The sequence below is a fragment of the Liquorilactobacillus capillatus DSM 19910 genome (genome assembly GCF_001434915.1).
Classification (GTDB): domain Bacteria; phylum Bacillota; class Bacilli; order Lactobacillales; family Lactobacillaceae; genus Liquorilactobacillus; species Liquorilactobacillus capillatus.
In genome coordinates this window covers 1-26774 of the sequence record NZ_AZEF01000032.1, presented here as the reverse complement: position 1 = coordinate 26774, position 26774 = coordinate 1, and the positions used below count along the sequence as shown (strand labels likewise).

Below are 26774 nucleotides of genomic sequence, written 5' to 3'. Positions count from 1 at the left end.
TAGCTTTTATTTTAATCTAGGAATAAACTTAAGAATAAAAAAGTTGCATATAGGTTAAATAAATGATGAAAATAGGTCAGATCTTTAAAGAATTCAGAACCAATAAAAATATTACACTTCAAGAAGCAAGCCGAGGAATCGTTTCAGTGCCCTTCTTATCGCGTTTTGAACGCGGACTCACAGATATTTCATTCACACATCTCTTAGCATTGTTGCATCGTCTTAATGTGCAACTCTCTGAGTTTGAATTTCTCTACCAACTTAGAAATACCGCAGCTAATGATTTGCTGCCCAATCTTCAGCGTGCTTATCAAGCCGGCAACGTCACCCAACTACGCCAGTATTTGGTTCACTGGCAGGCACAACCCGGAAAATTCGCCCACCTGCAAGCCATTCAAATAAAAATGATGCTGACAACTCTGAAAGCTGACAGCATCACCAAAAGTGAGTTAAAAGTTCTAGAAGATTATTTTCAAGGTATCAGTAACTGGACTTTCTTCGAACTGTACTTGTTCGGCCACTCGATTCCCTTTTTAGAGCAAACATTCATGTTCAGTCTATTTGAGGAGTTGCAAAAAAAGAAGATTATTTATGAAGACTTCCGACACGATAATTTTTCAATGCTGTTTTACATTTACAATAACGTGATCCTAAGTATGCTAGATAGTCAGTACCTTGACACCGCACAGGCACTAGTCATTAAGTTAGAAGATTACTTTAAAAACCAGGAAAAGGACTACTATCACCGTGCACGCCTCTTTAACTTGAAAGGCCTAACACTTTACCTTAGTGGAAATAAAAAGAGTGGTTTACGTTTTATCAAAAGGGCTAATTTAATCGCTCACTTAACTGGACATGGACCCCAATTTCTAGAAAATGAGCGGCAGTACCTAACGCGGTATTTGACCACTGAAGAATTGCGGCTGGTCTTTGACTTTGCAGATGTGCATCTCTAACTATCCTTACCTGTTCTACTAAAATTAGCTTATTTGAGCAGCTTCTCGATTAGTAACGTTTGTCGTCGTTTTGGCTGTAACCTGCTTTTAGCATTTTACATCATCTTGTAAAGAGTGCGGTCTACCTTCCTGTTGCAAAACACGTTGGACTGCCGGACGTGCACGCATGCTAGCATCAAAACTCTGTAAATTTTTAAAGTCGTCAAAATTATAGCCTAATCTTTTAATCCAATTAGTTATCACAAATAAATAGGCATCAGGAGCGGAAAATTCGTTGTTAACTAAATAGTCCTGTTGCTTCAAAGCATTGTCGACAAACTTCAATCTAGGAAGGGCCCTCTTATAAACAAAACTTTTCGAATCAGCGGTATTTGGCAGCCAATTCCCCTTTCTAAAAGGCGAGATGAAATTTTTGTGTAACTCAGTTGCAATATAGTTCAGCCAGATTCTTTGTTTCCAGTAAGTTTCGCCCCCGTATATTGCGATAAGATTACGGTCAGCTACTTGTTTACCAATATATTCCAAAATAACTGCACATTCGGTTAAAATATAACTGTCTGTTATTGCTAGCGCCGGAACATAGTTTTTAGGATTTACTTGCCGATATTCTCCCCCCTTCCAGATTTTAGTATCTAAATTGACTCGCTCTAAAGTATAATGCATCCCGCTCTCTTCAAGCAGGATATGCGGTGCCAGCGAACTTGCTCCGGCGGCGTAAAATAATTTCATTATTATACTTCTTTCTATTTCTATATTTATCGAAATAAAATTCTAAAAGAAAAAGGATTCATAGTGAATCCAGAAAACCAGGTAAATATTTGGCGAACGTTTCCACGTTCAACGATAAATATTTTGTTTGTGCCTGCTGTCTTGTTTTAGTCAGACCCGCTTGACGCAAGGCCTTAAAATGATATGAAACCGTTGAGGGAGCAATTTTAAGCAAACTACTTACCTCACTGCAATTCAGCTCGCGCTTACTATCTCTTAAAATTTTGATTATCCTAATTCTATTAGGCTCGCTGAGAGCACCAAATAACTCTGCTAGTTTATTTTCTTTTTCTATTTCGATATTCATAGAAGTAGTTTAACTCCTCTTCAAAAAAATTACAATGATGAATTACTGACCAGCATACTTATTACTTTGAATAGTAAATTTTTTTGAGATGTGTACACTTGGCTTCTTTGTAACATCAGCCCCATAGTACTTCTTGGCCATCTTAGATAGCGAACCATTCTTTTTTAATTGAGCAAGCTGAGTATTGACCTGCTTCTGCAATTTCTTGTTACTCTTGCCGATGATAATACCTTCACCCTTACCGTCTTCATTGGTCGTAAAGTACATGTTCGGAATAATCTTAAGTCCATTATTAGGTACTGCCTTAAGCGCCAGTTTTTGCAGGTAGTAGTCGTTCATGATAAAGTCAGTTTTACCCTTCTTGACATCTCTGAGGTAAATATCGTTAGTCACGTTATCATAATTAACTGGTTTAGCACCCAACTGTTGTGCCAGTCGCTGGTAGTTAGTTCCTGCTTCACCCGCGGAACGCTTTCCTTTAAGGTCCGCCCACTTGTGAATTCCAGAATTATCATTTGCACGCACTACCAAACTGTTGAAAGAGTGCTTGATCGGTGTTGACATCAGATAGCTCTTTTGTCTGACAGGCGAGATCGCAAAATCATTGATCGCCACATCAGCCTTACCAGACTTGACCGCCGTCAGCATACCGTCAACATTATATTCCTTAAAGACCACTTTCTTATGCATCTTTTTAGCGACTGCCTTAATAACCTCGACGTCATATCCAGTCAGTTTTTTTGTCTTGGAATCGTGATACGAGGTCGGATAAAGTGTCCCCGACGTCGCAACTGTCAAGGTATCATTGCTGCTGGCGGCACTGATACTGCCTGTATCAACCAGCCCTAAGATACAAGTAACTGTGAGTACTAATGAAAATAACCATTTCTTTCGTAACATCTGTAATTTCCCCCCTGTTTAAGTAACCTTTTAATTATTAACAAGTTTAATAATAGCTCTTGGAAATCGTTTTCACAACTAAAGCGACTAGCTAGCCAAAAACTAATAGTGAAAGCGGCGCTCGGCTAATTGCTCAAGGAAACTTAGTCCACAGCAGACCAGCCAGTAAATAATGGCGATCACGATGTAAATGGTCATATAATCTTGACTGGCTCCAGCCGTGATCTTAGCTTTCATAAACATCTCTGAGACGGTAATCATCGCCGCAAGGGAGGTCCCCTTAAACATATCTAGGAGTACATTACCCAGAGCAGGTAGTGCAATTCGAAAAGCCTGTGGGAGGATCACGTAACGCATTGTTTCAAGGCTTGAAAGACCTAGTGCACGAGCTGCGTCATTCTGTGTCTGGTTAATCCCAATCAGTGCAGAACGGTAGTATTCCGCCACAAAGGCACTGGAAACAAGCGTTAATGATAGGATAGCGGCAGGAATCGCGTCCATGTTGGCCCCGAAGTAAGTCAAAAATAAGACAACCAGTACTGGTACTCCTCTAAAAAATGAAATGTAGAAGCGCGCAAAAAGGCTGAGCAAGCGCCGCTGGCTGATTCGCAGCAGCATTATCAGAATACCGCCAATATTGGCGAGGGTAAAACAAATAACTAGCAAAAATAGTGAAAGCGGTAGTCCACTGAGAATGGTTGGCAGTGAATCTAGCGCGAGAGTTGGATCAAATAGATTCATGATAGTGGCTCCTTAAGATGTAATCATATTGTAGACACTCTTTTATAATAAAACTTAAGCGGTCAAAGCACTAAAAAAAAGCCTTTCAATAAAAGGCTTTTGCGTGCTTTACGAAAATTTAGTTGAAGAAGAACTCAAGAAAAAAAAGGTAATCAACTCAGCTCTGCAAACTGGTATGACTCATCTTCTATACATAAATAATTTACGTCAGATAGACACTCGCTTCTCGCGTTGCCAGCTTGCTTAAATCATGCTCCACAACGAAATGTTTAACCCACTGCGGATCAAACTTGCTGTAATTGCGTAATGCCCAGCCAATTGCCTTTTGAATAAAAAACTCATCTGTCTGTTGGTCATAAAGAATCGCTGATGCTAACATTTCTTTATCCAAAGTCTCTTTTTCAAAAAGTTGCAGTAAAATAGCAATTCGTCTCATCCAAAAATCATCATGCTTGTAAAAAAGTTCAAAGAGCTGCTGCTTCTCATTAAGATGAAGCTGTACATACTTGCCAAAAACCTTACGCCAAGCATCAACTGAATCCCACCATGATTTCTGCATCACATACTGCGTGAAATCACTTATCTCAGTAAACGAAAAACGTCTAATATTCGCAAAACACATATCAATTGCTACATACTGATACTCACGTGCGGACTGCTGATAAAGCTCGCTGATTGTATGCAAAAGCTCTTGTAACGGCATTTTCTTGCTCAGTTTGATGTATTCTTTAGATTGCTGTTTACGTGCAGGTGTTTTGACTCCAACAAAAGAAAACTTGTTTTTCATATACGCAGCCATCGGATCTTTAAGCTCCGCTGACCCCCTGAGTTTAAACTCAGTTACTTTACCCATCCCCAGCACTTCCTTAAAAGTTCAATAAACTGCTCTAATCGGCATCATCATAGTAGATAATATCATCATACTTCTGACCTTGCTGTTTTTTAGCTAAATCAGCCGAAGTATAATAGGTCTGCGAACACCATACGCCAGCACCACCTGCTTCGATCATAACATCAATGTTTTGTCCATCAACATTTTCCTGTTTCACTCCATAGCTCTCACCAGCTCCAGCTGTTTGGTTCCAGCCCCTAATATTCAGAAAATTAATTCCGCGAACATTAGCTGTGCTAGCACTGGCCCAATCATCATGCTGTGGTTCTTTTGATGGGTCAATATTGGCATCACGTGTATGCAAGTAAATCTTAGAACCACTGGAGGTCAAAGTATCAGCTGTAATCGTAACCGTATTAAGCTTCCCCTCATCATCATAACCATACCAGGTCCGTTTCAAGGCCGCGGGAACAGTTAAAGCCGAATTCTGACTTGAGCTCTTACTCTGTTTGCTTGAACTCGGGACGGTTGCGCTTCGTCCCTTAACAATATTGGCGAAGCCCGTGCTTAAAACAGTATTCTCTGTTTGTTTGAAGTGGATCAAATGATCTGGCATCCCCTGGTTTTGTTGGGTAATCAGTACTTCTGGTTCGCCATCATGCAATACAAAAAGATATAGGTGCTGACTCATATTATGAGTGTACTCAGCATCAGAATAGACAGCCACTACTTCATAGTCCTTGTTGCCGCGGCCTGTATCTGACCATTCAATTGGAATCTGTTGATCATCAACCGCGGTCGTCTTCTGCGCCAACTCATCGGGGTACTTTAACCCATAGAAATTAACATTCTTAGCTGGTGTATAACTCGCATATTGCTGATCCATCGTCTCCTGCCATTGGTCCATAAACTTGCTCAACGCAGTTGCTTTAGCACCATTCCAGTAATCAGTTTGCTTAGCTGAAGTACTATTAATGCTACCTGAACCCGTGTCCTTCGAACTAGAAGAAGCAACTGTAGCACCATTCTTCTCCTTCTTCGTCGAAGTCTTGACCGTCTTTTTCTGCGTAGACGTGCTTTTACTGTCTTTATTGACAAAGGCAGGCTGACTGTTGGAACTGCAGGCGGTAGTTGTCAATAATAAACCAGTAATTGATAAGAACAACATTAACTTTCTGTTTAGCTTCATTTTATTTCCCCCAAATCTTTACACTCCCCGGTGGCACAAAGCCCATAATCTCCTAACTTCTAAATCATTTGGTAATAATTGAGCTAACTCAAGAATAAGCGATTCAGCTTGCTGATTCTCACCTTGCTGCAACATCTCAAGTATCTGAACCTTGACCTGACTACCTAAACGAACCATTTCATCATTAATCTGCTGTTGTTTTTGATCTTTTTCGTCATATTCTCGCAGCAATCGTTTTATCAGCCGGTCTGCAGCTTCATAATACTCCAATCCCTTGCGTAAATTAGCTAAGTATTGAGCTTCATGACCTGCTTTCCGTTCATTAACTGCTCGTTGAACAAAGATCCCAAAACGAATCTCACTTGGCAGCATACTAGATGTTTTACCCGCTAATAATTCAGGCAGATAGATCATCTGCGCGAAGTTAACCACATTATCTGCATATGCTCCTAACTCATTTTTAATTTCAGATGTTGTAATATCTGGGCTAAATAAATAGTTATGCCGCAATGACATTAACAATAACTCACGTTTTGAACATAAATTCCAAACTTGTTCAATTTGTTCAGCAAAAGCTGGAATTTGCGAACGCTTCTTAGCATATATAGTTACAATTTGGTTTACAGCTGCCAGCCATTCTTCATAAGATAGCGACTCAGTGTGCAACGTTGGATCAAGCTTGTTACGAATTAACAATGAAAACAGCTCTTCATTAGGAACAGTACAGCTTACTCGTGCTTTTTGCAACTTCTTTAATTTTTGCTCAAAAACACTTGTCCCTTCAGCTACTAAGGCTTGTTGAATTAGAATAAAGCTATCCTTGCTTTTAATTCTTGCAACAAAAGATGTGAACTCCTTCTCATCAACTTCAGTACTTTCCTTCAATGCTCTAACTGCTATTCCGAAAATCAATGGGAGCTTACCATCATTGGTTGTTATCTGATCACAGATAGTCTGCATAATCTTCAAATCACTTTCATGATATGCTGCAAGTAAAACAATCGCTAAAATTCTGTTAATATACTTAACATTATTCGCCCATGGAAGTTTTGTTGCCGTATTTAAAATTTTCTGCCAATTTTCGTTTTCCCTTTCACGACTCAAAAGACTAGCGCTTAATCCGAAAAGTTTTGCCTCAGAAACATCATTCTGAAAATAGAAGGACTCTTGATTAAGGTACTCTTCTTCATGCTTCTGTAACCAACAATAGTTTTTAATGTAGTCTAAAACATACTTGGTAGCTTCTTTTTCATTTTTTAAATTAATGAACAAAATATAGGCAAGATTATCTAAAATACAATGTTCATATTGAGAAAGCTTTAGCAGCTCTTCGTATTTCTCTTTGGTTTCCAGTGCTGCCAGCCATTCTTTCTCTGCCATTAAAACTCTTAGCAAATAAGCTAACACCGTAAACCCATCTCGTTGAAGACCATTATCCTTTTCTTGAATCTGTTCAAATTGCTTTAAAGCTGCTTGAGCTTCTTTCTTTACCTTTTTTCTATTCTCAGCTGTTTTAATGCCATAGCCTGCGAGTAACTGCGCCCACATATGCATATTCTGCGGATTTTCACGTAAAGATTCTTTTAATAGTTTCTCATTCCGTTCAACTTTCTCTTTACTAAGTTTTCCAACATAGCCATAATGATGAACAAATGCATTGATATGCTTAAAAGGTAAACGGCTTACAGTTAACTGTTCATGTACTCTTCCTTTGAAAAACATATCTTTAGTGAGCCTTATACATTGCGGAACTTTAATTTCACCATAACTCGTGCCTTCAAGATTTTGATAGTTGTGCTTATTGAAAAATAAAGTATTATATTTTTTAGATTCATCGGAGTTCTTAAAGAAAGTTATAAACTCATCAACATTATCAAACCATTCATCATCATCAATAAAGAGGAACCATTTTCCTTGTGCTAACTTCAACCCAGCATTACGCGCAGCTGCAAAATCATCACACCACTCAAAACGAACTATTTTATCTGCATACTCCCTGGAAATTTCTAGTGAACCATCGGAGTTATCCTTTCCAACAGTATCGACAACAATTAATTCACTATCAACCTGTTCTAAAAGTGGTCGAAGAGACTCCAAACATTTGCGAATTGTCGCAATACTGTTCGAAACTAGTAAGGAAATTGTCAACGTACATTCTGTCTTCTTAGCTGTTGGTGATACCCAGACAGTATTATTATTCATTTTACTCATAAATAACTGCTCCTTATAACTTATTAGCTTATATGTATTAAAACCGCCTTGAAAATAACCATTCAAGACGGGTTTATGAAAGATTTTCAATTATTTTGTTTCAGTTGTAATCTGCGTCCAAGCATCAAGTAGCTCCGTCAGCATTTTAACGACTGGCGGCAATAAAGACTGATCTTTATTAATGTTGGCTTTAACAAGCTGTTCGTTCATAAAATCATATAACGATTCTAAGTTAGCTGGAACATCGCCCTCAACTTCAGTGTTCAACGAACCTTTGAGCTCCATTAAGATATCTTGCGCACGGACCAATTCTTTATGAGCTTTTTTAGGGTCATCATTTTCAATTGCGATCCCGGCAATTTTAACACTCTTAATTGCCCCTTGGTACAACATTTCAATCAATTTATTAGGTGAAGCACTCATTACCTGGTTTTTTAAATAACTTTTTTTAACATTCTCGTAACCCATTATTTATATTCACTCCTTAAAAGTCAACGTCGATCAGGGACGCGCCTTGTTCCTGCTGCAAATATGTTCTGATCGTGCTGTTTGGTTTATTCAGCTGTGTGTACTGTTTTGCCAGCCGTCCCTTTTTAGCAGAAAGCACATGCACCAGTTTACCATACCGCCCCACAATATGGTCAACGACTTCTTTTTCAGAGCTCGTCAGTTGTTTGAGTGAGAGACTGTCCAACACAGATATCATTACCTGTGCATCCTTCAAAATACGCTCGGCCTGTTCCAGACTCTTTTCATCCCAAGAACCTAGAAGTGTATTTAACTGCTCCAGTTGTTCTAATAGTTCTTTATTCTGCTTTGATTCCATTGCTCACACCTATTCTTAACTTGAAAGTGATGATGTCTGACTTGTAAAGTAACTCATCTGTGATTGTGCTTCCATCATTGCTTGGTCAAGCCGGGTAAACATATCAACATATTGTGTCTTCTTAGCTTCTAACATCGTGTTAAAGCTGTCGATCTGCTTATTCAAATCTTTGACGCTAGAATCATAACCTGCCGATTTAGTTGCGATGATCCCCTTATTAGCTGAGCTATCAACTAAGTAAGTATTCAGCATCTTAGACAAGTCTGCGGCGTAGCCAGACTCAGAAGTAACTGTTCCAACTGAACTCTTCGTTGACTGATAGAACATGTCTTTAACAGCTGCCGGGTCATCCGTAATCGCTTTGTTCAGCTTATCTTCATCTAAGCCCAAGGTTCCTTCACGATCGACAAGGGAAATCCCAACCTTGCTTGGGTTCAAAGTGCTACCCGCAACATAAGGGTTGGTAATCATATTCCGCAAGGATGACTGCAAGCGCATCAATTCACTGTCACCGGCTAACTTACCAGTTGTATTATCCGACTTGCTAGGATCGCCCACACTCAGATCATCACTGATCAAGCTCATTAAACTATTATACTGCGATACCAAGTCTTTAACGGCGGAAACCGTCTTAGAAGTATCATTGGTTAATGATAGTGTCGCATGGTCGTCACTAGCCTTAGAGAGTGTAAAGGTCGTTCCCTCAATTACATCGTTAACAGTATTAGTGTCACGGGTGACCTTCATACCATCAAGTTCAAAAATCGCTGACTTGCCCTTGGCAGTTGTTGCGCCACTTCCAAGTCCTAGACTTGTTGCGGCATCACCAGCAACACTAATATCACGTGCACCCATCTTATTATCAGCTAAAATCAAACGATTATCGACCACACTAGCCTTGATACTGGAACTACTGGTTTGTTTGTTGATCTTAGCCGCAATATCATTTAGGGTATCAGTGCCGCTGATATCAAAACTGAAAGTCTTGGCTTGCCCATCAGTATCTGTTTCCGCACTAGTTAAGGTTAATGAACCAGAAGTTCCAACAGCCGTTTTACTGTTTTTAACATCCAACCGGGTACCGGTGATCTTGCTGGCAGTTGCTAACTGATCAACCTTTAAATCATAAGTTCCTTCAGTAGCTGTCGTATCACCAGTAATCGAAGCAATCGTTGCATCTGACGTTGTTGCTTTCTTAGTCTGATAAGTATTATCAGATTGCAAGGCGGTAACCTTAGTTAAGAAATTATTTAAGCGGGTCTTAACATCACTCCAAGCTGTTTTTTGATCAGTCAGCGTTGTGATTTGATTTTGAGCCTTAATTTTACCGACTGAATCAGCCTGCAGCAGGTTTTCAACATCGTCAGCTGTAATTCCTGAATACTGCCCTAAAGTACTACTGATTCCATTAGTAGTTGTTATACTTGCCATCGCTTACTCACTATCCTTTCTTATCGACAACGATCCCCATCTGTTTCCAGATACTGCCAATTACATCCAGCATCTTAGTTGGTGGGATCTCCTTGATAACATCGTCGTTTTTCATATTAATCAATTGGACATAAGTCCGTCCCGTAGTTTTATGGACTCTGAAACGCATCCGGACGTCACGTCCCAGCAGATGCTTGTTCATTTCATCTACAGCCTGTTCTAACTGAGCCTGCGGTATCGCTTGGAAGGCTTCATCACTCTTACTCTCGGCTTTAGGTTTAGGCGCAACCTGTTCATTGGCTGGCTTATCTTCACCCTTATCTGACAAGAGGTCTTGTGTTAGGCGGCGGAGGTCTAAGTTAGCTCCGTCTAAATCATTATCAGTCTCAATCGGTTGAACCTTTGTCGTTGGTGGAACTGGTTGAATTTTCTCAATTTCCATCCATACATCCTCCCCTTCAAAAAGGATAACTTAAAAAAGTTATGTATGCTACAAAAACCGACCGCCGAATTTACACGACGATCGGCCTTTGCCAAAAACGAAAATCTGTTGCTTAAAATTAACCTTGTAATAATGAAAGAACACTGTTTGGCATTGCATTTGCTTGTGCAAGCATTGATGTTGCTGCCTGTGTCAAGATATTTGACTTCGTGAAGTTCATCATTTCTTCAGCCATATCAACGTCACGGATACGTGAGTTAGCTTCAGATAAGTTTTCTTTAGTTGTCCCCAAGTTGTTAACAGTATGTGTCAAACGGTTTTGAGCAGCACCTAAGTCAGCACGTTGGTCAGAAACCTTCTTGATAGCACCATCGATACTTGTAATTGCTTTAGAGGCATTTGAGCGTCCTAAAGTATCAGCAGCTTGGTCCTTAGCTGTTTGAGCATCTGTAACAGCTTTACTAAGTTTATCTGTACCGTCTGCCAAAGTTTTAGCGGCATCAGATTCTAAAGACTTACCACTAGCAAATAAATCTGAAACCTTTGTAGCGCCAGTAGCATCAATTCCAGCAGCTGATAATGCTGCTATGTCTGTAGCATCTAACGCAGTTGTACTTGATTTTGCAACAGTAAGATCCGTTCCAATTTTAGTAAGTACCGCGCTATAATTCGAAGCAGTAGTTGTAGCACCTGAAATAGCTGTGTCAAATGTAGCCAGTTCAGTTGCATTGCTTGCAACATCAAGATTTACTTGATTTGCTGTAGTAGTTTCACCTAACAACGATGATGCATCCATTTTACCGATAGTTACAGACATTGTTTGTCCTTCGTTAGCACCGATTTGGAAAGTGAAGGATTGGTCATCTTGGTTTAATAATTTCTTTGTATTGAATTCTGTATCTGTACTGATACGATCAATTTCTTTATGAAGTGCGTTGAATTCTTTATTAACAGCAGAGCGATCATCTGAACTTAAAGTTCCGTTGGCACTTTGAACTGCAAGATCACGCATACGGCCTAAGATACTATGTGTTTCATTTAAAGCACCTTCAGCTGTTTGGATAAGAGAAACACCATCTTGAGCATTACGAGTAGCTTGTGTTAAACCACCGATTTGGCCCTTCATTTTTTCTGAAATTGCTAAGCCGGCTGCATCGTCCCCAGCTTTGTTGATCCGTGAACCGGATGATAACTTAGCTAATGAGTTGCTTTTTGATGTTGTAGCAGCTGTTAAACGTGAGTATGTGTTTAAAGCAGCAACGTTTGTATTAATTCTCATGTTGAATTCCTCCAATAATTTGTGTATTTATCTTCTGAGGTTTCCCCCTCATGCTATATGTATCGGACGAAAATATCGGGGTTTAATAGTTTTTTGTAAAAATATCTTTTTTTCTTGAAAATTTTAGTGTACTTTGCGACTTTTTAAGTTTAAAGGACCCTAAATAACTATTTTTAGGGACTTTGAAGTCTCTACTCTATTGTAAAATCTACATCTAGGAACCTTACACTGACACCTCACACTTAGTGAATTACTAATCTTTCAGAATCCTGTGCCTAGATATTACCGCCACACAATCCCCATAATTATTCACTTTGTTACTTCACCTGCTTCATTGACACCATATGTATTTTTCCATATCTTCTTTAACAACTTATTTTCATTACTATCCAATATCATCCCAACAGAAATACTTGTATATATCCCTAACATCACAATAGTTAACAAAACAGATACGTGTTGTGACCCAGACATGGCTTTAGAATAACCCACCATTAAAATTACTATTGAATCTAGTGCAAAATGGACTAACATTGGAAAAACTATACTCCCACTTTTGAGGTAGACCGCGGCCAGCAGCATTCCAAAACCAAATGTCTGTGCCATTTGAGCAACGGTAAAACCTAAAGGCTGATGTGATAGATTTATCAGATGCATCGCACCAAAAGCTGCACTCGATAATATTGCTGAAATAATCATGTTCAGTTTTTGATTATTCAACTTAACCGCGAATAACCGCAACATTTTAGCAAGAACTATCCCTCTAAATAGATATTCTTCCGGTACGGCCCCCAGAATACCGATGCTGAAAGCTGCTGGTATATTTTTTGAACCTGCTATAAAAAAGATGAAAAAGACAGCTGGAAGCAACAACATTGCTTTAACTATATTGGCTGACATCTTAAATCTGAAATAAATCGTCTGTTTTGTAATGAAATAGTTCAAACAAAGCAAACTAATAAGTGAACAGGTTTTATAGAAAAACAGCCCTTGCATTCCCGAAATATTCAATGCTGCTTGTATCTCAGAGAACACGCTAAGCTCTAACAAAAAATTAATAACCACTAGCAGCACCAACAAAAACGTTTCCTTCTTAACATTTATCACTAAATTCCCTCCAATACAATTAGCTTTGTTAGGCAGCCCTAACAAAAACATTATACCTAGAATTATCAAGTTGAACACATAAATATTATGCTAGCTCCAGCTATGCACTCCATTGCACCATTTGAATTAAAGATACTAGCGTGTTTGTATTTTAAGCGCATGGCACTACTCGCTTTTAAGTTAAAAATTGAATAATTACAATAATAAAAAAATAAATAGCTCTCACTATTGAGCTAATCTCCCCAAGTTGTCTTTTTGCTCTAACTAGACGATTACTAAAATACAAACGACCTAGTGCTTTGATGCCTGTATATCACCTATAAGAATAGTAAATCATCTTTTCATTACTATTCAATATCGTTCCAACATAAATACTTGTGTATATGTTTAATTCACTTTTTGCCCCACTTGCGGTCGCGCTGATAACAGCGTGGTTTACGGACTGGCTAAAACGGAAACACCGCACGTAAAACAACATAGGCGACATTTAGCCCACTAAAAAAAGCCCTTAGCAGCTTGTGACTGCTAGGGGCTTTGGTGTAAAAATGTTTATTCTTTCTTTGCAAAATCATTATAACATGAAACAAAAATGAAGTGTAAAGAAATAAAATAAGTGGTATAGATTGTGCAATTTTGAAAAAGCAGCCAGTTGCGAACAGAAATTAAAAGGTTGAGCAAGTTTATGATTAGAGACCAATGCACATTGCTATGGCTGTTGCACTCACACCTTATCTAGTATCATTCTTTTCATTATATAGATAGAATATAGAAATAATGCAAAGTAGCATTATATATTCCTCAACATCCCGCAACCCAAACTAAGCCTGAATTAACAGCGTTCAGGGTACTTGTTAAGTGCAATCAGCAACCTAAGCGTGCGCATGTTATAGTTGCTGATTGCGGCTTTGGTGATTTTTAATGCTATCTTTTTGGTTGAACATAGATAATACTAAAGGTAAGAAAACATTAAGGAGCGTGTTTAAGATGGAATTATTATTTCCTAACCAACTTAAGAAATACCGCAAAAAAGCCCAGATGTCACAAGAAGATCTTGCGACCAAACTGCACATTTCACGCCAAGCCATTTCTAGATGGGAAGCAGGCGATGCTACACCCGATTTAAGTAATCTCATCAAATTAGCTGAATTGTTTAACTGTTCCTTAGATAATTTAGTTCTGGGACTTGAGCAACCGGATAATTCTACGGAGAAAATCGACCCTAATGAATTTATTTTTGATCCTCGCGACGGTAAATACATCCGCCGGCACCATCCCTTAAACTTTTGGGAATTTCTGGTTAAGTATTGGTGGCTGATTTTTGTTATCGGCGGTTGGTTATCTTGGTTCATCCCTGAAATTGTTGACGCATTTAGGTAGTCAAGGTCTAGCTGCCGTCAATTATACTTTTTGATCATGTCACGATTCTTCTATTATTACTACGTGAAATAAAAAATCATTAAGTGATAACGAAAAAGAATATCTTACTAACACGTTAGTGAAGCGCCCCATAATTGTTAGGTCCCCTAAAAACTAACAATTATGGGGTATTTCAGTATCCTATACCCTTTAGTTTTGGATTGGTAAGACGATTTATTACATAACCTTATTATCCCCTTTTGCGGTAGTTTTTCATTGGCGTACGCTATCCAGTACATATATAATTAGCATATATCAAGGGGGGCGACAACATGGAAAAAATCATTAATCCAACTAAAGCACGAACAAATTTATTTTCACTTATCAAGAGTGCTAACAGAGACTCCACACCTGTTATCATTGCAGGTGCCGATGATAGTCGTAGTGCCGTCCTAATTGGGAAAAGGGATTATGATGCGTTACAAGAAACTATGAATTTAATTGTGAATGGGCAAATTCAAGCAACCCTTAACCGTAAAGATGATGAATCAGTTGACCTGGCTGAAATGATGAAAGAGATTGATAATGAGTAACCGCTGAAAAATTAAGATAAAGTCGTCAGCTAAAGGTGACTTAAAAAAGTCTTAAAAAGCCCATTACGTAAATCATTTGAAGAAATAAAAAATGTCTTAGAAGTTGATCCATATAAGCCAATACAGTCATTTGAAAAATTAACTCCACCTGCTGCTGGTTACTATTCTCGAAGAATAAATGGGCAACATCAAGTAGTCTATACGATTAATAAAGAAACCAAGATAGTCGAAATTTATTCATGTTGGGCACACTATGAGGATAGGGTTCTTGAATTGAATGGTAAACCTAATTCAAGAAGAAACTAACAATAGCAAAGGACAACCACTAGTTTTGAGGTGTCCCCCAAAAGTTAAAGTAAAGATTTTAGCTTGGGAGATATAGATCAAAGTTAGCGGTTCTTTTTTTATCATTTTGTAAATTTTCTCTTTTCACCTGTATTGCTATTTTTACGGATCAACCCTTGGACTATCTCCCCCCAAGATGAAAGATAAGCTAGTATTTAATTTAGATATTTTATATACACCTTAAGATCATCAATAACTTTTTGCGCTAATACTTCTGGCTCAATAGCATTATTTAGGTTTAGGTTATATAAGAAAATATTCCATATACCCCCAATGATAAGTAGGTCAATGATAGTCTCATCTTTGTGCAGCGTATGCCATGCAAAGCTTTGCCATGGTACCTTCTTTAGTAATGTTTCTCGTTGAATATCAAACATAAAACTCAATAAGCCATTATTTTGGAGTGTTTCAAGATACCTACTCTGAGACTTCCAAAAAGAGAAATAAAAGGTTAATACATCTTGAAATGATGTAATATTTTCTTTACTTACGTCTTCCAAATATTTATTAACCGTTTCCTGAATATAAAATTTTATTATTGTTAATTTTCCAGCATAATTACGATAAAAAGTTTTTCTGGATACGCCAGCTTCAGAAGCGATCTCTGAGATCGTAATTACTTCAATTCTTTCTGTCGCTAGTTTTTCAAAAAAGACATCCATTATTTTCTTTTTAGATTTTAATGCAGTTTTATTCATACAACTTCACCCCTTCAAAAAGGTAACAGAAAAGTCAATCTGTGACACTTAAGAAAAATATATTGTATTTCTACAAAATCTATCCTACCCTTAAAAAGGTAACACATGCAACCTTTTTAAGGAGGATAAAGTATGGAAATTTTTTTGAACTTTTGGATACTGCCAATATTATTTATATTGCATGATTTTGAAGAAATAATTTGCGTCCCTTTGTGGAAAAGGCGTCACCAGCAACTGTTAGCTAACATGGAGAAGCCATTTTTTGGTCGTGTAACGAATGGACAGGCATTTTCAGTAGGTGTATTAGAAGAAATGCTAATTCTAATTGTTGTTTCAATAATCTGTAGTTTAAGTCATAATTACACCTTGTACTTAGCATTTATAATTGTGTATACATTTCATTTCGTTATGCACTATAAAATGTGCTTTTCTATAAAGAGCTATGTTCCAGGTGTTGTCTCCGCAACAATACAACTTCCCTTTATGATATGGTTGATTACTTCATATTGGACTTTAAGCCAAGCTTCGATCTTGAACCTTATAATATATCTAGTACCTGCATTCTTCATTGTATTTATCAACTTACTGATAATGCACAAGCTAATGCCGGTAATTCAGAAAAAGTTCCTAGCCTACGCAAAATAAACAATGAGGATGTGACATAACTAGCCTCTTGTTGAGAATTAATTACTTAGGTACTCATACCATGTGAAAAACAGGGACTTATTCATGTATTGGTTAAATCATTCCATCGAAGCAAGACCATAGCTTATGTAGGCTTGGATCAGGCCAGCAATACTTAGCCATTTAGCGACATGACTCAACGGGAAAAATGACAGTAACTCTGAGTTTGGTATTTATTTTCCTATAGAAGATTAACAAAAATTGGCAGCCACCAAGAAATCAGCGATTGAACTCAAAAACAGTCTCTTATTATATGTAAAAAATCATAAACCATGATTGTAGAAATTTTCAAAGAACCATGATTCATGATTTTTTTATTAATATTATTTTACTAACATTTTAAAGAATTAAAATAGTAATCTCTTACAAATTGTCATGGCCGGTAAAGCTAGTTTTGTCGTCATTAGTAATCGGTCGAATCACTTTACATGGATTTCCTGCGGCAATCACATTACTGGGAATATCATGGGTGACCACACTGCCGGCACCAATAATAGTATCACTACCAATGGTGACACCGGGCAAAACAGATACGTTAGCAGCTAACCAGCAACGATCACCAATGGTAATTGGTTTAGCAATACAACCCCCAATTTCACGTTCCTTGGCATCAAATAAGTGATTGGCCGTATAAAGACCTACTTTAGGGCCGAAGAGAACGCGATCACCAATCGTAACCTTGGCACCATCTAAGATGACACAATCATAGTTCGCATAAAAATGATCACCAACATGAATATTACGTCCAAACTCACACCTGAAGTTAGGACTAACTTCAGGGCTAACTCCAGCGCTGCCAAATAACTCACGAATCAGTTGTTCTCTTTTCTCAGGGTCTTCTTCCCGATTAATTCTATTTGTCATCTTTGTAGAAAGATGACGGGTATCTGATAGAAGTGGATCTAAATCATTGTAAGGCTTTTCTGTTGCCATATATTGAAACTTTTCATCTAAATTCATCGTTTCACCCTTTCATTTTGCTTTTCTAATGTTGGTAGTTGACGTTAACTGTTATTCGTTGATGAACCAACCTTTGCCAACGTCCACCCAATCTGTAAGTTTAGTATACTTCTCTAACTCCCCAAGTGATAGTTTAATGGTACTATTTAAACTTCCGCCAGCCGTATACACAGTTTTGAAACGTTTGAGTGAAGCATCTAAATAAATCTTTACACCGGGATTAACGGCAAATGGAGTTACCGCGCCCGGAATGTGACCAATCAAGCTCTCTACTTGGTCAAAAGGGATCATCTTAGCCCGACTATGAAATGTTGCTTTAAACTTATGATTATCAACTTTAGCGTCTCCTGCCATAGCAATCAAAATGGGCTGATCATCAACCATAAAAGTCATAGCTTTAACGATTTGCCTTTCTTCACAATTTAGCACTTGTGCCGCATGCGCTACTGTGTCACCAATATGATCGTGTTCCACTACGCGATCGGCTAAGCCAAATTGTTTAAAATACTGACGGACATTTTCAATCGACATATCAATTCACTCCTTGAAGAATAAGTTACGCTTAGTATATACTGACTAGTAAAATAATAAAAACAAATAATTATAATTCAAACATTAGAAAGAATGATGTGTCGTGAACCGTTTCCTAATCCTGCAAAAAATAATTGAACTTGGTAGCTTTACTAAGGCTGCCGAGGTTTTAGGCTATACCCAATCTTCAATCAGTCAGATGCTTGCATCACTGGAAGATGAATTGTCCATTAAGTTACTAAATCGGTCTCGCTCTGGGGTTTCATTAACCTTAGAGGGACAAGAACTCTATCCTTTAATTCAACAAGCTATTCGTCAGTATCAAGCTGTTCAAGAGCGGGCCACCGAGATTAAAGGCTTAAAAACCGGTGTTATCCGAATTGGTACGATCTCCAGCATCACCGTTCACTGGTTACCCAAGTTAATTAAACAGTTCAAAATTAAATATCCTAATGTTGAGTTTGTACTTTATCAGGGTGATTACAATTCCATTGCTGAATGGATTAGAACTAATACAGTTGATTTTGGTTTTACTACGCCACCGATGGCTACTGAATTTAAAACTATTCCCATTAAACAAGGTGAAATGCTAGCAGTTTTGCCTAAAAACTACCCATTAGCTCGCAAACCAGGAGTTCCTTTGAAACTAGAAGAACTTAAGAACGATCCCCTGATTCTGTTGGAAGAAGGCAATTATAGTGAGCCACTAAACGCCTTTTCCACTGCAGGAGTTAAGCCCAACATAAAATATCGTATTCACGATGACTATGCCATCATGACGATGGTAGAGGCAGGACTGGGAGTCAGTATTTTGGCTAAATTGGTATTGCAACGCATGCCATTTAACATTGTTACTCGACCGCTAGTCCCCGCTATTCAGCGTGAAATTGCAGTTGCTTATCAAGACAGACAACGTCTGCCAATTGCTAGTCAGTACTTTATTCAGGAATTGTTAACAAATAAGGGGCAATTGCGCTAGTAAATTTTTTGTAACTAAAGGCCGCGATTTTTGATTGAGCTAGTATGGGTGACGGTTTTATAGCGGCTATATATCACAAATCAGTTTGTCTAATGATAGGATTAATTATATTTGTTTTAACTATCCTATAAATACAAGTATGATTAGGTTATATCGAACTATCAAAGGAGTGGTATTCAATGAAGATGTCTGTTGTAGATGCATTTACCAATGAGTTATTTAAGGGCAACCCAGCCGCGGTTTGTTTTGTTGATCAATGGCCCACTGACCAATTAATGCAAAATATTGCTATGGAAAACCGTTTTTCAGAAACAGCGTTCGCTATCAAAAAAGCAGATGCTAATTATGATTTACGGTGGTTTACTCCAGGCGGAGAAATCGACCTTTGTGGACACGCAACTTTAGCTACGGGTTACTTGGTCTTTCAAAATGCCACCCCCAAGGATACCGATACGGTCACCTTTAATACTCAAAGCGGTGCTTTAAAAGTGACTAAGAAAGGCGACTTATATGAAATGGCCTTCCCATCTTACAAACTTAAGTCAGTACCAGTTACTGATGAAATGGAAGCGGCTTTTGGCGTGCGGCCGATTGAAGCCTATCTTGGACGTGACTTATTAGCAGTATTTACTAATGAGAATCAAGTTAAAAAAATGCAACCGAATTTGGAAAAGTTAAAGCATCTTGATGGCCTTTTGCAAAATGTTACTGCTCCTGGCAAGGCCTATGATTGTGTGTCCCGCTCGTTTGCACCTAAATTAAATGTTGATGAAGATCCGGTTTGTGGAAGTGGTCATTGTCACGTCATTCCCTACTGGGCAAAGAAGCTGGGCAAAAATCAAATTGCTGCATTTCAAGCTTCTGAACGTACCGGTACTCTTTACTGCGATTATCAAGGGGAAATTACCAAATTAGCTGGACATGCTACGCTATATTCAACAGGTAACCTTAATCTAAAATAAAGCTGTGACCAATTTTAAAATAGTTCACTAGCTAATAAATTATACACGATGTTAACAGGAGGGCGTTTATTATGAAAATCATAAAAACCAGTCAAGCTCCACAGCCGATTGGACCATATTCTCAGGGCATGGTTTCTAAGGGGGTGCTCTACAGCTCTGGTCAGGGACCATTAGATCCGCAAAGCGGTGACGTTCCCGTAGGGATCACCGCCCAAACAGAATTAGCTTGTCAGAATATTGCAGCTGTACTCAAAGCTGGCAAAAGTGATTTCAAAGCGGTGTTAAAAACTACTTGTTTTCTACAAGATATGGCTGACTTTGATGCTTTTAACCAAATCTACGCACAGTATTTTGTTTCAAAACCGGCTCGTACTTGTGTGGCTGTCAAAAAACTACCAGCCAATATATTATGTGAAATTGAAGTTGTAGCAATTAGCGCAGACACAGAAGCATAATTGAAGCATTCATTACAAGTAGCATTAGTTTTTTAACGACCATGTTTAAAGGAGACTTAAAATGAAAGCTATCTGCTTATCAAAATTTGGGTCACCTGACCTATTGAAATTAACCGATGTTCAGGAACCCGAACCACAGACAAATGAAGTTCGAATTAAATTATACGCAGCCGGAGTTAATCCCGTCGATACCTATATTCGTTCGGGAAACTATGCTGCTTTTAAACCTAACTTGCCGTATATTCCAGGCTTAGATGGCGCTGGGGTAATCGATAAACTTGGCCCAGGAGTCACTGCATTCAACAAAGGTGATCGGGTCTTTGTTACTTCTTCTCTGGCTAATGCTCAAAATGGTACGTATGCTGAAAAGACGGTTCGTCATGTTAAGTTTGTTCGTCGCTTACCACAATTTGTCAGCTTTTCAGAAGGGGCCACTTTAGGCTCACCAGCTTCAACAGCTTATCATGCACTATTTGACAAAGCTAAATTGAATGCCGGGGAAACCATTTTAGTTCATGGCGCTTCAGGCAGCGTTGGCCTATTGGCTGTTCAACTGGCTAAACGTGCTGGTGCTAAAGTTATTGGGACTGCTGGTTCAATGGACGGAATCAATCAGGTTGAACAAGCCGGCGCTGATTTGGTTTTAAATCATCATGATCCATCGTATTTAGATAACATTCAAAATGTTAATCTCGTGATTGAGATGTTAGCCAATGTTAATTTGATTAAGGATATTGGGATATTAAAAAAGTTTGGCCGAATTGTTATTATTGGCAATCGTGGTTCTCTTGACTTCAATCCTCGGCTCATTATCAGCAAAGATATTACGTTAACTGGCATGTCTTTGTGGAACGTTCCTGATAAGCAATATCAGCATAATCTTGATGCTATCGCAACGCTACTGGATCAAAAGAAACTTATTCCTAAGGTCGGGACGGTCTTACCCTTAGCCGAAGCAGCAAAAGCTCAACAACAAGCGTTAGCTCATAGTTTGGGCAAAGTCGTTCTCAAAATTCTTAATAAAAAGTAGTGCAATCCCAAGTTATACTGATGCCTACAAGGTAGATGCAATAACCGCTATAGCTTCCTAATTAACGGTTATTTTTTTTACTTTAACCTAATTGAAAATATAGAGGAAAGCTAATTAAGATGACTAAAATTGCAATTACCACCGCAGTAAATTTAACCAATACTAAACTGCTCAATAAGCAGTTTTGCTACTATGTACCGCAGCCTGTTGTCAAACTTGTGTTGGGTATGGGAGCAATTCCGATTGTTCTACCGATTATGAATCCCAATCAGATTAATCAGGAGGTCTTAGACAGTTTTGATGGTTTAATTATTCCTGGTGGTGCTGATATTGCGGCTAAAACTTATCACGAAGAACCACATATCAATATTGGCACCAGTTATTATCCTCGCGATCAATTTGAGCAGGCGCTGATTAAACAAACCCTAACAACCAATAAACCTATCTTAGGAATCTGCCGCGGTATGCAGATGATTAATGTCGCTTTGGGCGGAACTGTTTATCAAGATCTACGTTCTGAATATCCTGATTTAAAAATCCAACATGCACAAACAGCCCCTGGATTTTTACCCACACATGAGATTAAGACTAAAGCTGGTACCTGGCTAGCCCAAATTATTGGCAAACAAGTTTGGGTAAACTCACGACATCATCAGGCAATCAAAAAATTAGGCGAAGGTTTAACAGTGTCGGCAACTGCTCCAGATGGCGTGATAGAGGGCATTGAGACGGCTAATGGACAAGTTATGGGGGTTCAATGGCACCCAGAAAACCTTTATGAAACGCAAGTTGCAGCCCAAAACCTGTTTCAAAATTTTCTGCAACGCAGTGAACTTAATTTACAAACCATCTCTACTAAAGACAAATAATTAATGAGAGGACTTTGAATGTTATGTCACGGTTACAGGCCAACTTGATTTTAATACTTGTTACCTTTTTTTGGGGTGCATCATACGTTTTTATGAAATTTGCCCTTTTTCAACTTGATGCTTTGACTGTACTAGCGATCCGCTTTGATCTAGCCTTACTAATCATTGGGATTTTTTTAGGACCTAAGTTCATTAAAACACCCCTAAAAACTGTTATCCATGGTAGTTTATTAGGACTTATTTTGATTGGGGTTTTCTTATTTCCTTTGTTGGGATTACGGACCACAACTCCTTCACAAGCTGGCTTTTTAATTAGTTTAACGATGATTTTTGTCCCCATTGAATTATGGCTGTTCAAACATCAGAGGGTTACTTCACGAGAAGCATTAGCCATTGGTTTAGCTCTAATTGGGGTTTCTTTTTTGACGTTGCATGGTTCCCTTAAGTCATTTAACATTGGGGACTTATGGTGTCTAGCCACCGGGGTCCTGTATGCTGGACACATAATTTTGACCGCCTATTTTACACAGGGAGAATCACCACTACAAATTGGAATTTGGCAAATCACTCCTGCTAGTTTTGTATCAACCATAATCGTCTTATTAAACCACCATCATTTTCCGCTGCCGACAGACACCATTACCTGGGGAGCTGTTTTAGGTTTGGGCTTCTTATGTACAGCAGTTGGCTTTATGTTCCAGCCACTTGCACAAAAATATACCTCTCCCTTGAACATGGGACTGATTTTTTCTTTAGAACCACTGTTTTCCGCAGGTTTTTCTTGGCTTTTCTTTGGAGAGTTGTTCAATAAATATGAGTTAGTTGGTGCCATGATGATTCTAGCTAGTATCTTGCTTATGGTATTTCAACATCAAAGTGGACACTGGAAATCTTCTAGGTTTGAATCCCAAAAATGAATTTTTAAGGAGTGCAGTATGACAAATATTTTTAAAAAAGAATCGGTTGCTACATACTTAAAAGCTGATTCACGATTACACAAGACTTTGCGAGCACGTGATTTGGTATCTTTAGGGATTGGTGCAGTCATTGGAACAGGAATTTTTATTTTGCCAGGACACGAAGCAGCGATGCATGCCGGTCCAGCGGTGACTATTGCCTTTTTATTAGCCGCCTTAGTTTCCGGAATCGTTGGTATGGCGTATGCTGAATTCTCATCAGCAATGCCCGTAGCAGGATCAGCCTATTCGTTTGGTTCTGTTGTTTATGGTGAGATTATTGGTTGGATCCTCGGTTGGGCGCTAATTTTGGAATACTTTTTGGCTGTTGCCGCTGAGGCAACAGGATTTGCAGCATATTTTAATAATAATATTCTAAATGCCTTAGGGATCAACCTACCAAAGGCACTACAGAGTGGTCCGTTGGAAGGCGGTATTATTAATCTTTCTGCAACTGTGATTGTCTTAATAATTGCCGTCATCATCGCTCAAGGGGCTAATTTATCAAAAAGGGTTGAAAATGTCGCGGTCATTATTAAAGTAGTTATCATTGTTTTGTTCATTATTGTAGGGGCATTTTATGTTAAGACTAGTAACTATGTTCCCTTTTACCCAAGACAATTTCATACCACGCCTTTTGGTCTAGGCGGTATTTCCACAGCCGCAGCTACGGTTTTCTTTGCTTTCATTGGTTTTGATGCCCTGGCAGCTAATTCAGCTGAAACGATTGAACCCGAGAAAAATGTGGTCAAGGGCATTTTAGGAACCGTGCTCATTTCCGTTTTGTTATATGTAACCTTCTCCTTTGTCCTAACTGGAATTGTTCACTATTCAGAACTGAACGTTGATGATCCCGCTGCCTATGCCTTGAAGGTAATCCACTTAGACACTTGGAATAAGCTGATTACCATTGGAGCATTGATTGGGATCTTTACCGCCCTAATTACCATGTTCTTTGGTGGCTCACGGTTAGTATATGCATTAGGCCGTGATGGCTTGTTACCTGCTAAGATGGGCAGCATTAGTAAAAAACATGCGGTTCCGCACAATGCCATTATTGTGGCAACAATTGTGCAAGCTTTTTTTGCTGGATTAGTGCCATTAACTGAATTAGCTGCCCTGATTAATGCCGGAACTCTGTTGGCTTTTGCCCTTATCTCCTTTGGAATTATTCCCTTACGCCACCGTCAGGATATTCCCAACCATGGATTTAAAATGCCACTTTATCCATATTTGCCAATATTAGCAGGGCTGTTGAGCCTTTACTTTATTGTTATGTTGCCTAACATCACTAAGATTTCAGTGGGAATTTGGCTAATTTTAGGCTTAATCGTATATTTTGGATATGGAATCAAGCACTCGAAACTACAAAAAAAGAATTGATATCTAAAGAGATAACCCAATCCGGTAAATTAACTATTTCCCTCATCCATGTTATAACATGGGAAATTAAAATGAAGTCCTATTATATAGTAGGACTTCATTACTATGACTGTGAATTTAAGCAGGAAATTTTCAAAAACTATTTGAAGATCTTTGTTAGATTTAATTTAGTACTTCATATCATTTTAAAATTAACTCGGAAAGTGAAGTAGGCGCATCAATCATTAATTGATAACCATCTTTAGTAATTAAAGCAGTGTCGGAATGTCGATAACCACCTTGATTATCAAAATAAATAGCTGGTTCAATAGAAACTACCATATTTTCTTCCAAGACTGTATCATTTTCTAGAGAAAGGGTTGGCCATTCATGATTATTTAACCCGATTCCATGGCCCGGACGATGAAGAGTATTTTTATCAACGCCTTCATCTTTAAAATATTCATCAACTACTTGTTCAATGTCACTAGATTTTTTCCCGGGTTTAAGGTTATCCAAGAAAAGTTCCCTTGCATGCATCATTTGATTAAAATGAATAATATCTTCTCTGGAGGGTTCTTCAGTGAAAAAGGTTCACTCACACTCAGCAGCATATCCTTGGATATTAAAAGTAGCAACATCGATATTGGGACCTGAACCAATTGTTGAATTAACGTCAGGAATACTATGCGGCATATAGCTATACTCAGCAGGCCAAACAGCATTAATTGTTCTATTTTCAAGGCTAAAATGCTTAGACATTCCTTCAGCCCCAATTCTCATGCCTAGTTTGTAAGTATCAACTACTTTGGTACCGGTTTGTGCAATGGCTAGAGTTTCATTTACAACGTTACTACATATTGACTTAGGAGCATCCAGAGAATGATGTATTTGATAATTTAATTGCTCTATATGTGGTATCCCATTAGAATTTAAACAGTGATTCTCAAAAAGCAACTACTACTAGCGCCGATAAAAAAGAAAGCTATGATCAAATTTCAGAATACCTGATGAACTGGATAAAAGTGTTGTTGGAAAAATTGTGTTTTTGTATAGCATATTGTCTAAAGTTGATTTAAAAATAACCGGCAGCCGTACGTCTATGAATCTTTTAGTAGAATATAACAATGAAAGTGAAACTATATATTCTTCACCTGATTTCTTTAATAGTGCTCATGTAGGTTTAATTGATCATATGAACGCACTACAAAAGATTACAGAAAATGAAGATAATCCTAAGTTACTATTCTTATTGACTATATACCTGACTCAAAAAAAGAGAAACTAGCTGTATTCTTTATAATGAATCAAATATTAGGTTTCCCCTTAAGCAATTAGGTGTCTATTTGAATTCTCAAAATTAGAAGTTATTTTTTTGAAATTTAAAAAAATGTCCTCTAATATCTATAATTGAAATATTTAGAGCTATTTTAGCAATGTTTTTACAGGGTTATTTATATAAATGGACCCTGAAGCTAAACTTATAATTCATGGTTATTAAATAGTCCACACCTATTTTTTTGGTGTGGACTATTTAAATCTATCCAAGTTGATATTGCCGAATCTGACTATACTCATTTCCTTTTTCTTCTTCAGCATTACGAATATCTATATCATTTTGTAAATTTAAAAAATAGCGGTCAGAAACTCCAAAAAACCTGCCTAATCTAACAGATGTACCAACAGTGATTTGTCACCGATCATGTAAGATGTCTTGTATTCTAGACGTTGGCACATTGATCTTCTTTTCCAATGCATAGGCTGAGAAGTTTAACGGCTCCATAAATTCTTCTTTCAAAATTTCGCTAATTTTTGGTGTTGGGATCTTATTCATAATATTCACTCCCTTTAACAGATGTTATTTCTCCTTCAACAAAAAGCAATTACACTAATCATACAGTGACAACTTTACTTGAGAGCCCATTACTCATAAATAGACCTACTATATTAATGGGTCTAAACTTTCTGGTATTGATGGAAATCATCAATGCCAGATTTTTTTGTA

Annotated in this window: 29 protein-coding genes and 2 pseudogenes; 12 read left to right on the top strand and 19 right to left on the bottom strand. The window is 38.1% G+C overall.

Features of this window, described 5'->3' with window-relative positions:
- The first annotated feature begins 62 nt into the window (after window positions 1–62).
- Window positions 63–956: a helix-turn-helix domain-containing protein gene (locus FC81_RS07705; protein WP_057745256.1), complete on the top strand. Its 894-nt coding sequence runs from the start codon at window positions 63–65 to the stop codon at window positions 954–956.
- An 87-nt stretch (window positions 957–1043) separates the two neighbouring features.
- On the opposite strand, the gene FC81_RS07700 is transcribed toward FC81_RS07705, so the two are convergent.
- The 13 genes from FC81_RS07700 to FC81_RS07640 form a co-directional block, all read right to left on the bottom strand.
- Entirely contained in the window at window positions 1044–1688 is a 645-nt protein-coding gene (locus tag FC81_RS07700) for a glutathione binding-like protein (protein ID WP_235804666.1), read from the bottom strand.
- Between the two features lie 55 nt (window positions 1689–1743).
- Complete coding sequence (locus FC81_RS07695) at window positions 1744–2031, bottom strand: ArsR/SmtB family transcription factor (RefSeq protein WP_057745249.1); 288 nt, start codon at window positions 2029–2031, stop codon at window positions 1744–1746.
- Window positions 2032–2073: 42 nt separating this feature from the next.
- Window positions 2074–2931 (bottom strand): transporter substrate-binding domain-containing protein, encoded by an 858-nt coding sequence (locus FC81_RS07690; protein ID WP_057745247.1) that lies wholly within the window; start codon window positions 2929–2931, stop codon window positions 2074–2076.
- Between the two features lie 102 nt (window positions 2932–3033).
- Window positions 3034–3672: an amino acid ABC transporter permease gene (locus FC81_RS07685; protein ID WP_057745244.1), complete on the bottom strand. Its 639-nt coding sequence runs from the start codon at window positions 3670–3672 to the stop codon at window positions 3034–3036.
- A 202-nt stretch (window positions 3673–3874) separates the two neighbouring features.
- Window positions 3875–4525: a DNA alkylation repair protein gene (locus FC81_RS07680; protein ID WP_057745241.1), complete on the bottom strand. Its 651-nt coding sequence runs from the start codon at window positions 4523–4525 to the stop codon at window positions 3875–3877.
- Window positions 4526–4559: 34 nt separating this feature from the next.
- On the bottom strand, window positions 4560–5693 hold the full coding sequence (locus tag FC81_RS07675) for a DUF4767 domain-containing protein (protein ID WP_057745238.1): 1134 nt from the start codon (window positions 5691–5693) through the stop codon (window positions 4560–4562).
- An 18-nt stretch (window positions 5694–5711) separates the two neighbouring features.
- Window positions 5712–7904, bottom strand: coding sequence for a glycosyltransferase (locus FC81_RS07670; protein ID WP_057745236.1), 2193 nt, complete (start codon window positions 7902–7904; stop codon window positions 5712–5714).
- A 90-nt stretch (window positions 7905–7994) separates the two neighbouring features.
- Complete coding sequence (gene fliS / locus FC81_RS07665; protein WP_057745233.1) at window positions 7995–8372, bottom strand: flagellar export chaperone FliS; 378 nt, start codon at window positions 8370–8372, stop codon at window positions 7995–7997.
- A gap of 16 nt (window positions 8373–8388) precedes the next feature.
- On the bottom strand, window positions 8389–8730 hold the full coding sequence (locus tag FC81_RS07660; RefSeq protein WP_057745230.1) for a hypothetical protein: 342 nt from the start codon (window positions 8728–8730) through the stop codon (window positions 8389–8391).
- Window positions 8731–8745: 15 nt separating this feature from the next.
- A complete protein-coding gene (fliD, locus tag FC81_RS07655; RefSeq protein WP_057745228.1) occupies window positions 8746–10161 on the bottom strand; it encodes a flagellar filament capping protein FliD in 1416 nt (471 codons plus the stop codon).
- A 10-nt stretch (window positions 10162–10171) separates the two neighbouring features.
- Complete coding sequence (locus FC81_RS07650) at window positions 10172–10603, bottom strand: flagellar protein FlaG (RefSeq protein ID WP_057745225.1); 432 nt, start codon at window positions 10601–10603, stop codon at window positions 10172–10174.
- A 118-nt stretch (window positions 10604–10721) separates the two neighbouring features.
- Complete coding sequence (locus FC81_RS07645; protein WP_057745222.1) at window positions 10722–11882, bottom strand: flagellin N-terminal helical domain-containing protein; 1161 nt, start codon at window positions 11880–11882, stop codon at window positions 10722–10724.
- A 309-nt stretch (window positions 11883–12191) separates the two neighbouring features.
- On the bottom strand, window positions 12192–12989 hold the full coding sequence (locus FC81_RS07640) for a CPBP family intramembrane glutamic endopeptidase (RefSeq protein WP_057745220.1): 798 nt from the start codon (window positions 12987–12989) through the stop codon (window positions 12192–12194).
- A gap of 984 nt (window positions 12990–13973) precedes the next feature.
- Here FC81_RS07640 and FC81_RS07635 point away from each other — a divergent pair.
- From FC81_RS07635 to FC81_RS10775, 3 genes are all read left to right on the top strand, one after another.
- Entirely contained in the window at window positions 13974–14366 is a 393-nt protein-coding gene (locus tag FC81_RS07635; RefSeq protein WP_057745216.1) for a helix-turn-helix transcriptional regulator, read from the top strand.
- A 311-nt stretch (window positions 14367–14677) separates the two neighbouring features.
- Window positions 14678–14938, top strand: a complete 261-nt coding sequence (locus tag FC81_RS07630) for a type II toxin-antitoxin system Phd/YefM family antitoxin (RefSeq protein WP_057745213.1) — start codon at window positions 14678–14680, stop codon at window positions 14936–14938.
- An 84-nt stretch (window positions 14939–15022) separates the two neighbouring features.
- On the top strand, window positions 15023–15244 hold the full coding sequence (locus FC81_RS10775) for a Txe/YoeB family addiction module toxin (RefSeq protein WP_420806349.1): 222 nt from the start codon (window positions 15023–15025) through the stop codon (window positions 15242–15244).
- Window positions 15245–15438: 194 nt separating this feature from the next.
- Here FC81_RS10775 and FC81_RS07625 read toward each other — a convergent pair whose 3' ends face one another.
- Complete coding sequence (locus FC81_RS07625) at window positions 15439–15981, bottom strand: TetR/AcrR family transcriptional regulator (protein ID WP_057745212.1); 543 nt, start codon at window positions 15979–15981, stop codon at window positions 15439–15441.
- Between the two features lie 132 nt (window positions 15982–16113).
- On the opposite strand from FC81_RS07625, the gene FC81_RS07620 reads away from it, so the two are divergent.
- Window positions 16114–16626 carry an HXXEE domain-containing protein gene (locus tag FC81_RS07620; RefSeq protein WP_057745209.1) on the top strand — a complete coding sequence of 171 codons (513 nt, stop codon included), beginning with the start codon at window positions 16114–16116 and terminating at the stop codon, window positions 16624–16626.
- Between the two features lie 402 nt (window positions 16627–17028).
- On the opposite strand, the gene FC81_RS07615 is transcribed toward FC81_RS07620, so the two are convergent.
- Window positions 17029–17625, bottom strand: coding sequence for a sugar O-acetyltransferase (locus FC81_RS07615; protein WP_057745206.1), 597 nt, complete (start codon window positions 17623–17625; stop codon window positions 17029–17031).
- Window positions 17626–17676: 51 nt separating this feature from the next.
- Entirely contained in the window at window positions 17677–18156 is a 480-nt protein-coding gene (locus FC81_RS07610) for a YbaK/EbsC family protein (RefSeq protein ID WP_057745203.1), read from the bottom strand.
- Window positions 18157–18259: 103 nt separating this feature from the next.
- On the opposite strand from FC81_RS07610, the gene FC81_RS07605 reads away from it, so the two are divergent.
- The 7 genes from FC81_RS07605 to FC81_RS07575 all read left to right on the top strand — a co-directional run bounded on the left by FC81_RS07605 (window position 18260) and on the right by FC81_RS07575 (window position 24790).
- On the top strand, window positions 18260–19135 hold the full coding sequence (locus FC81_RS07605) for a LysR family transcriptional regulator (protein ID WP_057745200.1): 876 nt from the start codon (window positions 18260–18262) through the stop codon (window positions 19133–19135).
- 179 nt (window positions 19136–19314) lie between these two features.
- The gene (locus tag FC81_RS07600; protein ID WP_057745197.1) at window positions 19315–20097 is read left to right on the top strand and encodes a PhzF family phenazine biosynthesis protein; all 783 of its coding nucleotides are present in this window, start codon (window positions 19315–19317) and stop codon (window positions 20095–20097) included.
- A 71-nt stretch (window positions 20098–20168) separates the two neighbouring features.
- Window positions 20169–20552: a RidA family protein gene (locus FC81_RS07595; protein WP_057745194.1), complete on the top strand. Its 384-nt coding sequence runs from the start codon at window positions 20169–20171 to the stop codon at window positions 20550–20552.
- 61 nt (window positions 20553–20613) lie between these two features.
- On the top strand, window positions 20614–21582 hold the full coding sequence (locus FC81_RS07590; RefSeq protein ID WP_057745191.1) for an NADPH:quinone reductase: 969 nt from the start codon (window positions 20614–20616) through the stop codon (window positions 21580–21582).
- Between the two features lie 119 nt (window positions 21583–21701).
- Window positions 21702–22451 carry a gamma-glutamyl-gamma-aminobutyrate hydrolase family protein gene (locus tag FC81_RS07585; RefSeq protein ID WP_057745189.1) on the top strand — a complete coding sequence of 250 codons (750 nt, stop codon included), beginning with the start codon at window positions 21702–21704 and terminating at the stop codon, window positions 22449–22451.
- 23 nt (window positions 22452–22474) lie between these two features.
- The gene (locus FC81_RS07580; protein ID WP_057745186.1) at window positions 22475–23368 is read left to right on the top strand and encodes a DMT family transporter; all 894 of its coding nucleotides are present in this window, start codon (window positions 22475–22477) and stop codon (window positions 23366–23368) included.
- A gap of 18 nt (window positions 23369–23386) precedes the next feature.
- On the top strand, window positions 23387–24790 hold the full coding sequence (locus tag FC81_RS07575) for an APC family permease (RefSeq protein ID WP_057745183.1): 1404 nt from the start codon (window positions 23387–23389) through the stop codon (window positions 24788–24790).
- 180 nt (window positions 24791–24970) lie between these two features.
- Here the strand turns inward: FC81_RS07575 and FC81_RS11175 are convergent.
- The 3 genes and pseudogenes from FC81_RS11175 to FC81_RS07565 form a co-directional block, all read right to left on the bottom strand.
- Window positions 24971–25351: pseudogene (locus tag FC81_RS11175) on the bottom strand (M24 family metallopeptidase); the annotation flags it as partial.
- Between the two features lie 12 nt (window positions 25352–25363).
- Window positions 25364–25531 (bottom strand): hypothetical protein, encoded by a 168-nt coding sequence (locus tag FC81_RS11170; protein ID WP_235804658.1) that lies wholly within the window; start codon window positions 25529–25531, stop codon window positions 25364–25366.
- Window positions 25532–26309: 778 nt separating this feature from the next.
- Window positions 26310–26603, bottom strand: a pseudogene (locus FC81_RS07565) (HigA family addiction module antitoxin).
- Window positions 26604–26774: the final 171 nt, after the last annotated feature.

Excerpts from the sequence above, each read along its gene's own strand:
- FC81_RS07705 (WP_057745256.1), top strand. The coding sequence starts at position 63 with ATGATGAAAATAGGTCAGATCTTTAAAGAATTCAGAACCAATAAAAAT.
- FC81_RS07695 (WP_057745249.1), bottom strand. The coding sequence starts at position 2,031 with ATGAATATCGAAATAGAAAAAGAAAATAAACTAGCAGAGTTATTTGGT.
- FC81_RS07690 (WP_057745247.1), bottom strand. The coding sequence starts at position 2,931 with ATGTTACGAAAGAAATGGTTATTTTCATTAGTACTCACAGTTACTTGT.
- FC81_RS07685 (WP_057745244.1), bottom strand. The coding sequence starts at position 3,672 with ATGAATCTATTTGATCCAACTCTCGCGCTAGATTCACTGCCAACCATT.
- FC81_RS07680 (WP_057745241.1), bottom strand. The coding sequence starts at position 4,525 with ATGGGTAAAGTAACTGAGTTTAAACTCAGGGGGTCAGCGGAGCTTAAA.
- FC81_RS07675 (WP_057745238.1), bottom strand. The coding sequence starts at position 5,693 with ATGAAGCTAAACAGAAAGTTAATGTTGTTCTTATCAATTACTGGTTTA.
- FC81_RS07670 (WP_057745236.1), bottom strand. The coding sequence starts at position 7,904 with ATGAGTAAAATGAATAATAATACTGTCTGGGTATCACCAACAGCTAAG.
- fliS (WP_057745233.1), bottom strand. The coding sequence starts at position 8,372 with ATGGGTTACGAGAATGTTAAAAAAAGTTATTTAAAAAACCAGGTAATG.
- FC81_RS07660 (WP_057745230.1), bottom strand. The coding sequence starts at position 8,730 with ATGGAATCAAAGCAGAATAAAGAACTATTAGAACAACTGGAGCAGTTA.
- fliD (WP_057745228.1), bottom strand. The coding sequence starts at position 10,161 with ATGGCAAGTATAACAACTACTAATGGAATCAGTAGTACTTTAGGGCAG.
- FC81_RS07650 (WP_057745225.1), bottom strand. The coding sequence starts at position 10,603 with ATGGAAATTGAGAAAATTCAACCAGTTCCACCAACGACAAAGGTTCAA.
- FC81_RS07645 (WP_057745222.1), bottom strand. The coding sequence starts at position 11,882 with ATGAGAATTAATACAAACGTTGCTGCTTTAAACACATACTCACGTTTA.
- FC81_RS07635 (WP_057745216.1), top strand. The coding sequence starts at position 13,974 with ATGGAATTATTATTTCCTAACCAACTTAAGAAATACCGCAAAAAAGCC.
- FC81_RS07630 (WP_057745213.1), top strand. The coding sequence starts at position 14,678 with ATGGAAAAAATCATTAATCCAACTAAAGCACGAACAAATTTATTTTCA.
- FC81_RS07625 (WP_057745212.1), bottom strand. The coding sequence starts at position 15,981 with ATGAATAAAACTGCATTAAAATCTAAAAAGAAAATAATGGATGTCTTT.
- FC81_RS07620 (WP_057745209.1), top strand. The coding sequence starts at position 16,114 with ATGGAAATTTTTTTGAACTTTTGGATACTGCCAATATTATTTATATTG.
- FC81_RS07615 (WP_057745206.1), bottom strand. The coding sequence starts at position 17,625 with ATGAATTTAGATGAAAAGTTTCAATATATGGCAACAGAAAAGCCTTAC.
- FC81_RS07610 (WP_057745203.1), bottom strand. The coding sequence starts at position 18,156 with ATGTCGATTGAAAATGTCCGTCAGTATTTTAAACAATTTGGCTTAGCC.
- FC81_RS07600 (WP_057745197.1), top strand. The coding sequence starts at position 19,315 with ATGAAGATGTCTGTTGTAGATGCATTTACCAATGAGTTATTTAAGGGC.
- FC81_RS07595 (WP_057745194.1), top strand. The coding sequence starts at position 20,169 with ATGAAAATCATAAAAACCAGTCAAGCTCCACAGCCGATTGGACCATAT.
- FC81_RS07590 (WP_057745191.1), top strand. The coding sequence starts at position 20,614 with ATGAAAGCTATCTGCTTATCAAAATTTGGGTCACCTGACCTATTGAAA.
- FC81_RS07585 (WP_057745189.1), top strand. The coding sequence starts at position 21,702 with ATGACTAAAATTGCAATTACCACCGCAGTAAATTTAACCAATACTAAA.
- FC81_RS07580 (WP_057745186.1), top strand. The coding sequence starts at position 22,475 with ATGTCACGGTTACAGGCCAACTTGATTTTAATACTTGTTACCTTTTTT.
- FC81_RS07575 (WP_057745183.1), top strand. The coding sequence starts at position 23,387 with ATGACAAATATTTTTAAAAAAGAATCGGTTGCTACATACTTAAAAGCT.
- FC81_RS11170 (WP_235804658.1), bottom strand. The coding sequence starts at position 25,531 with ATGTCTAAGCATTTTAGCCTTGAAAATAGAACAATTAATGCTGTTTGG.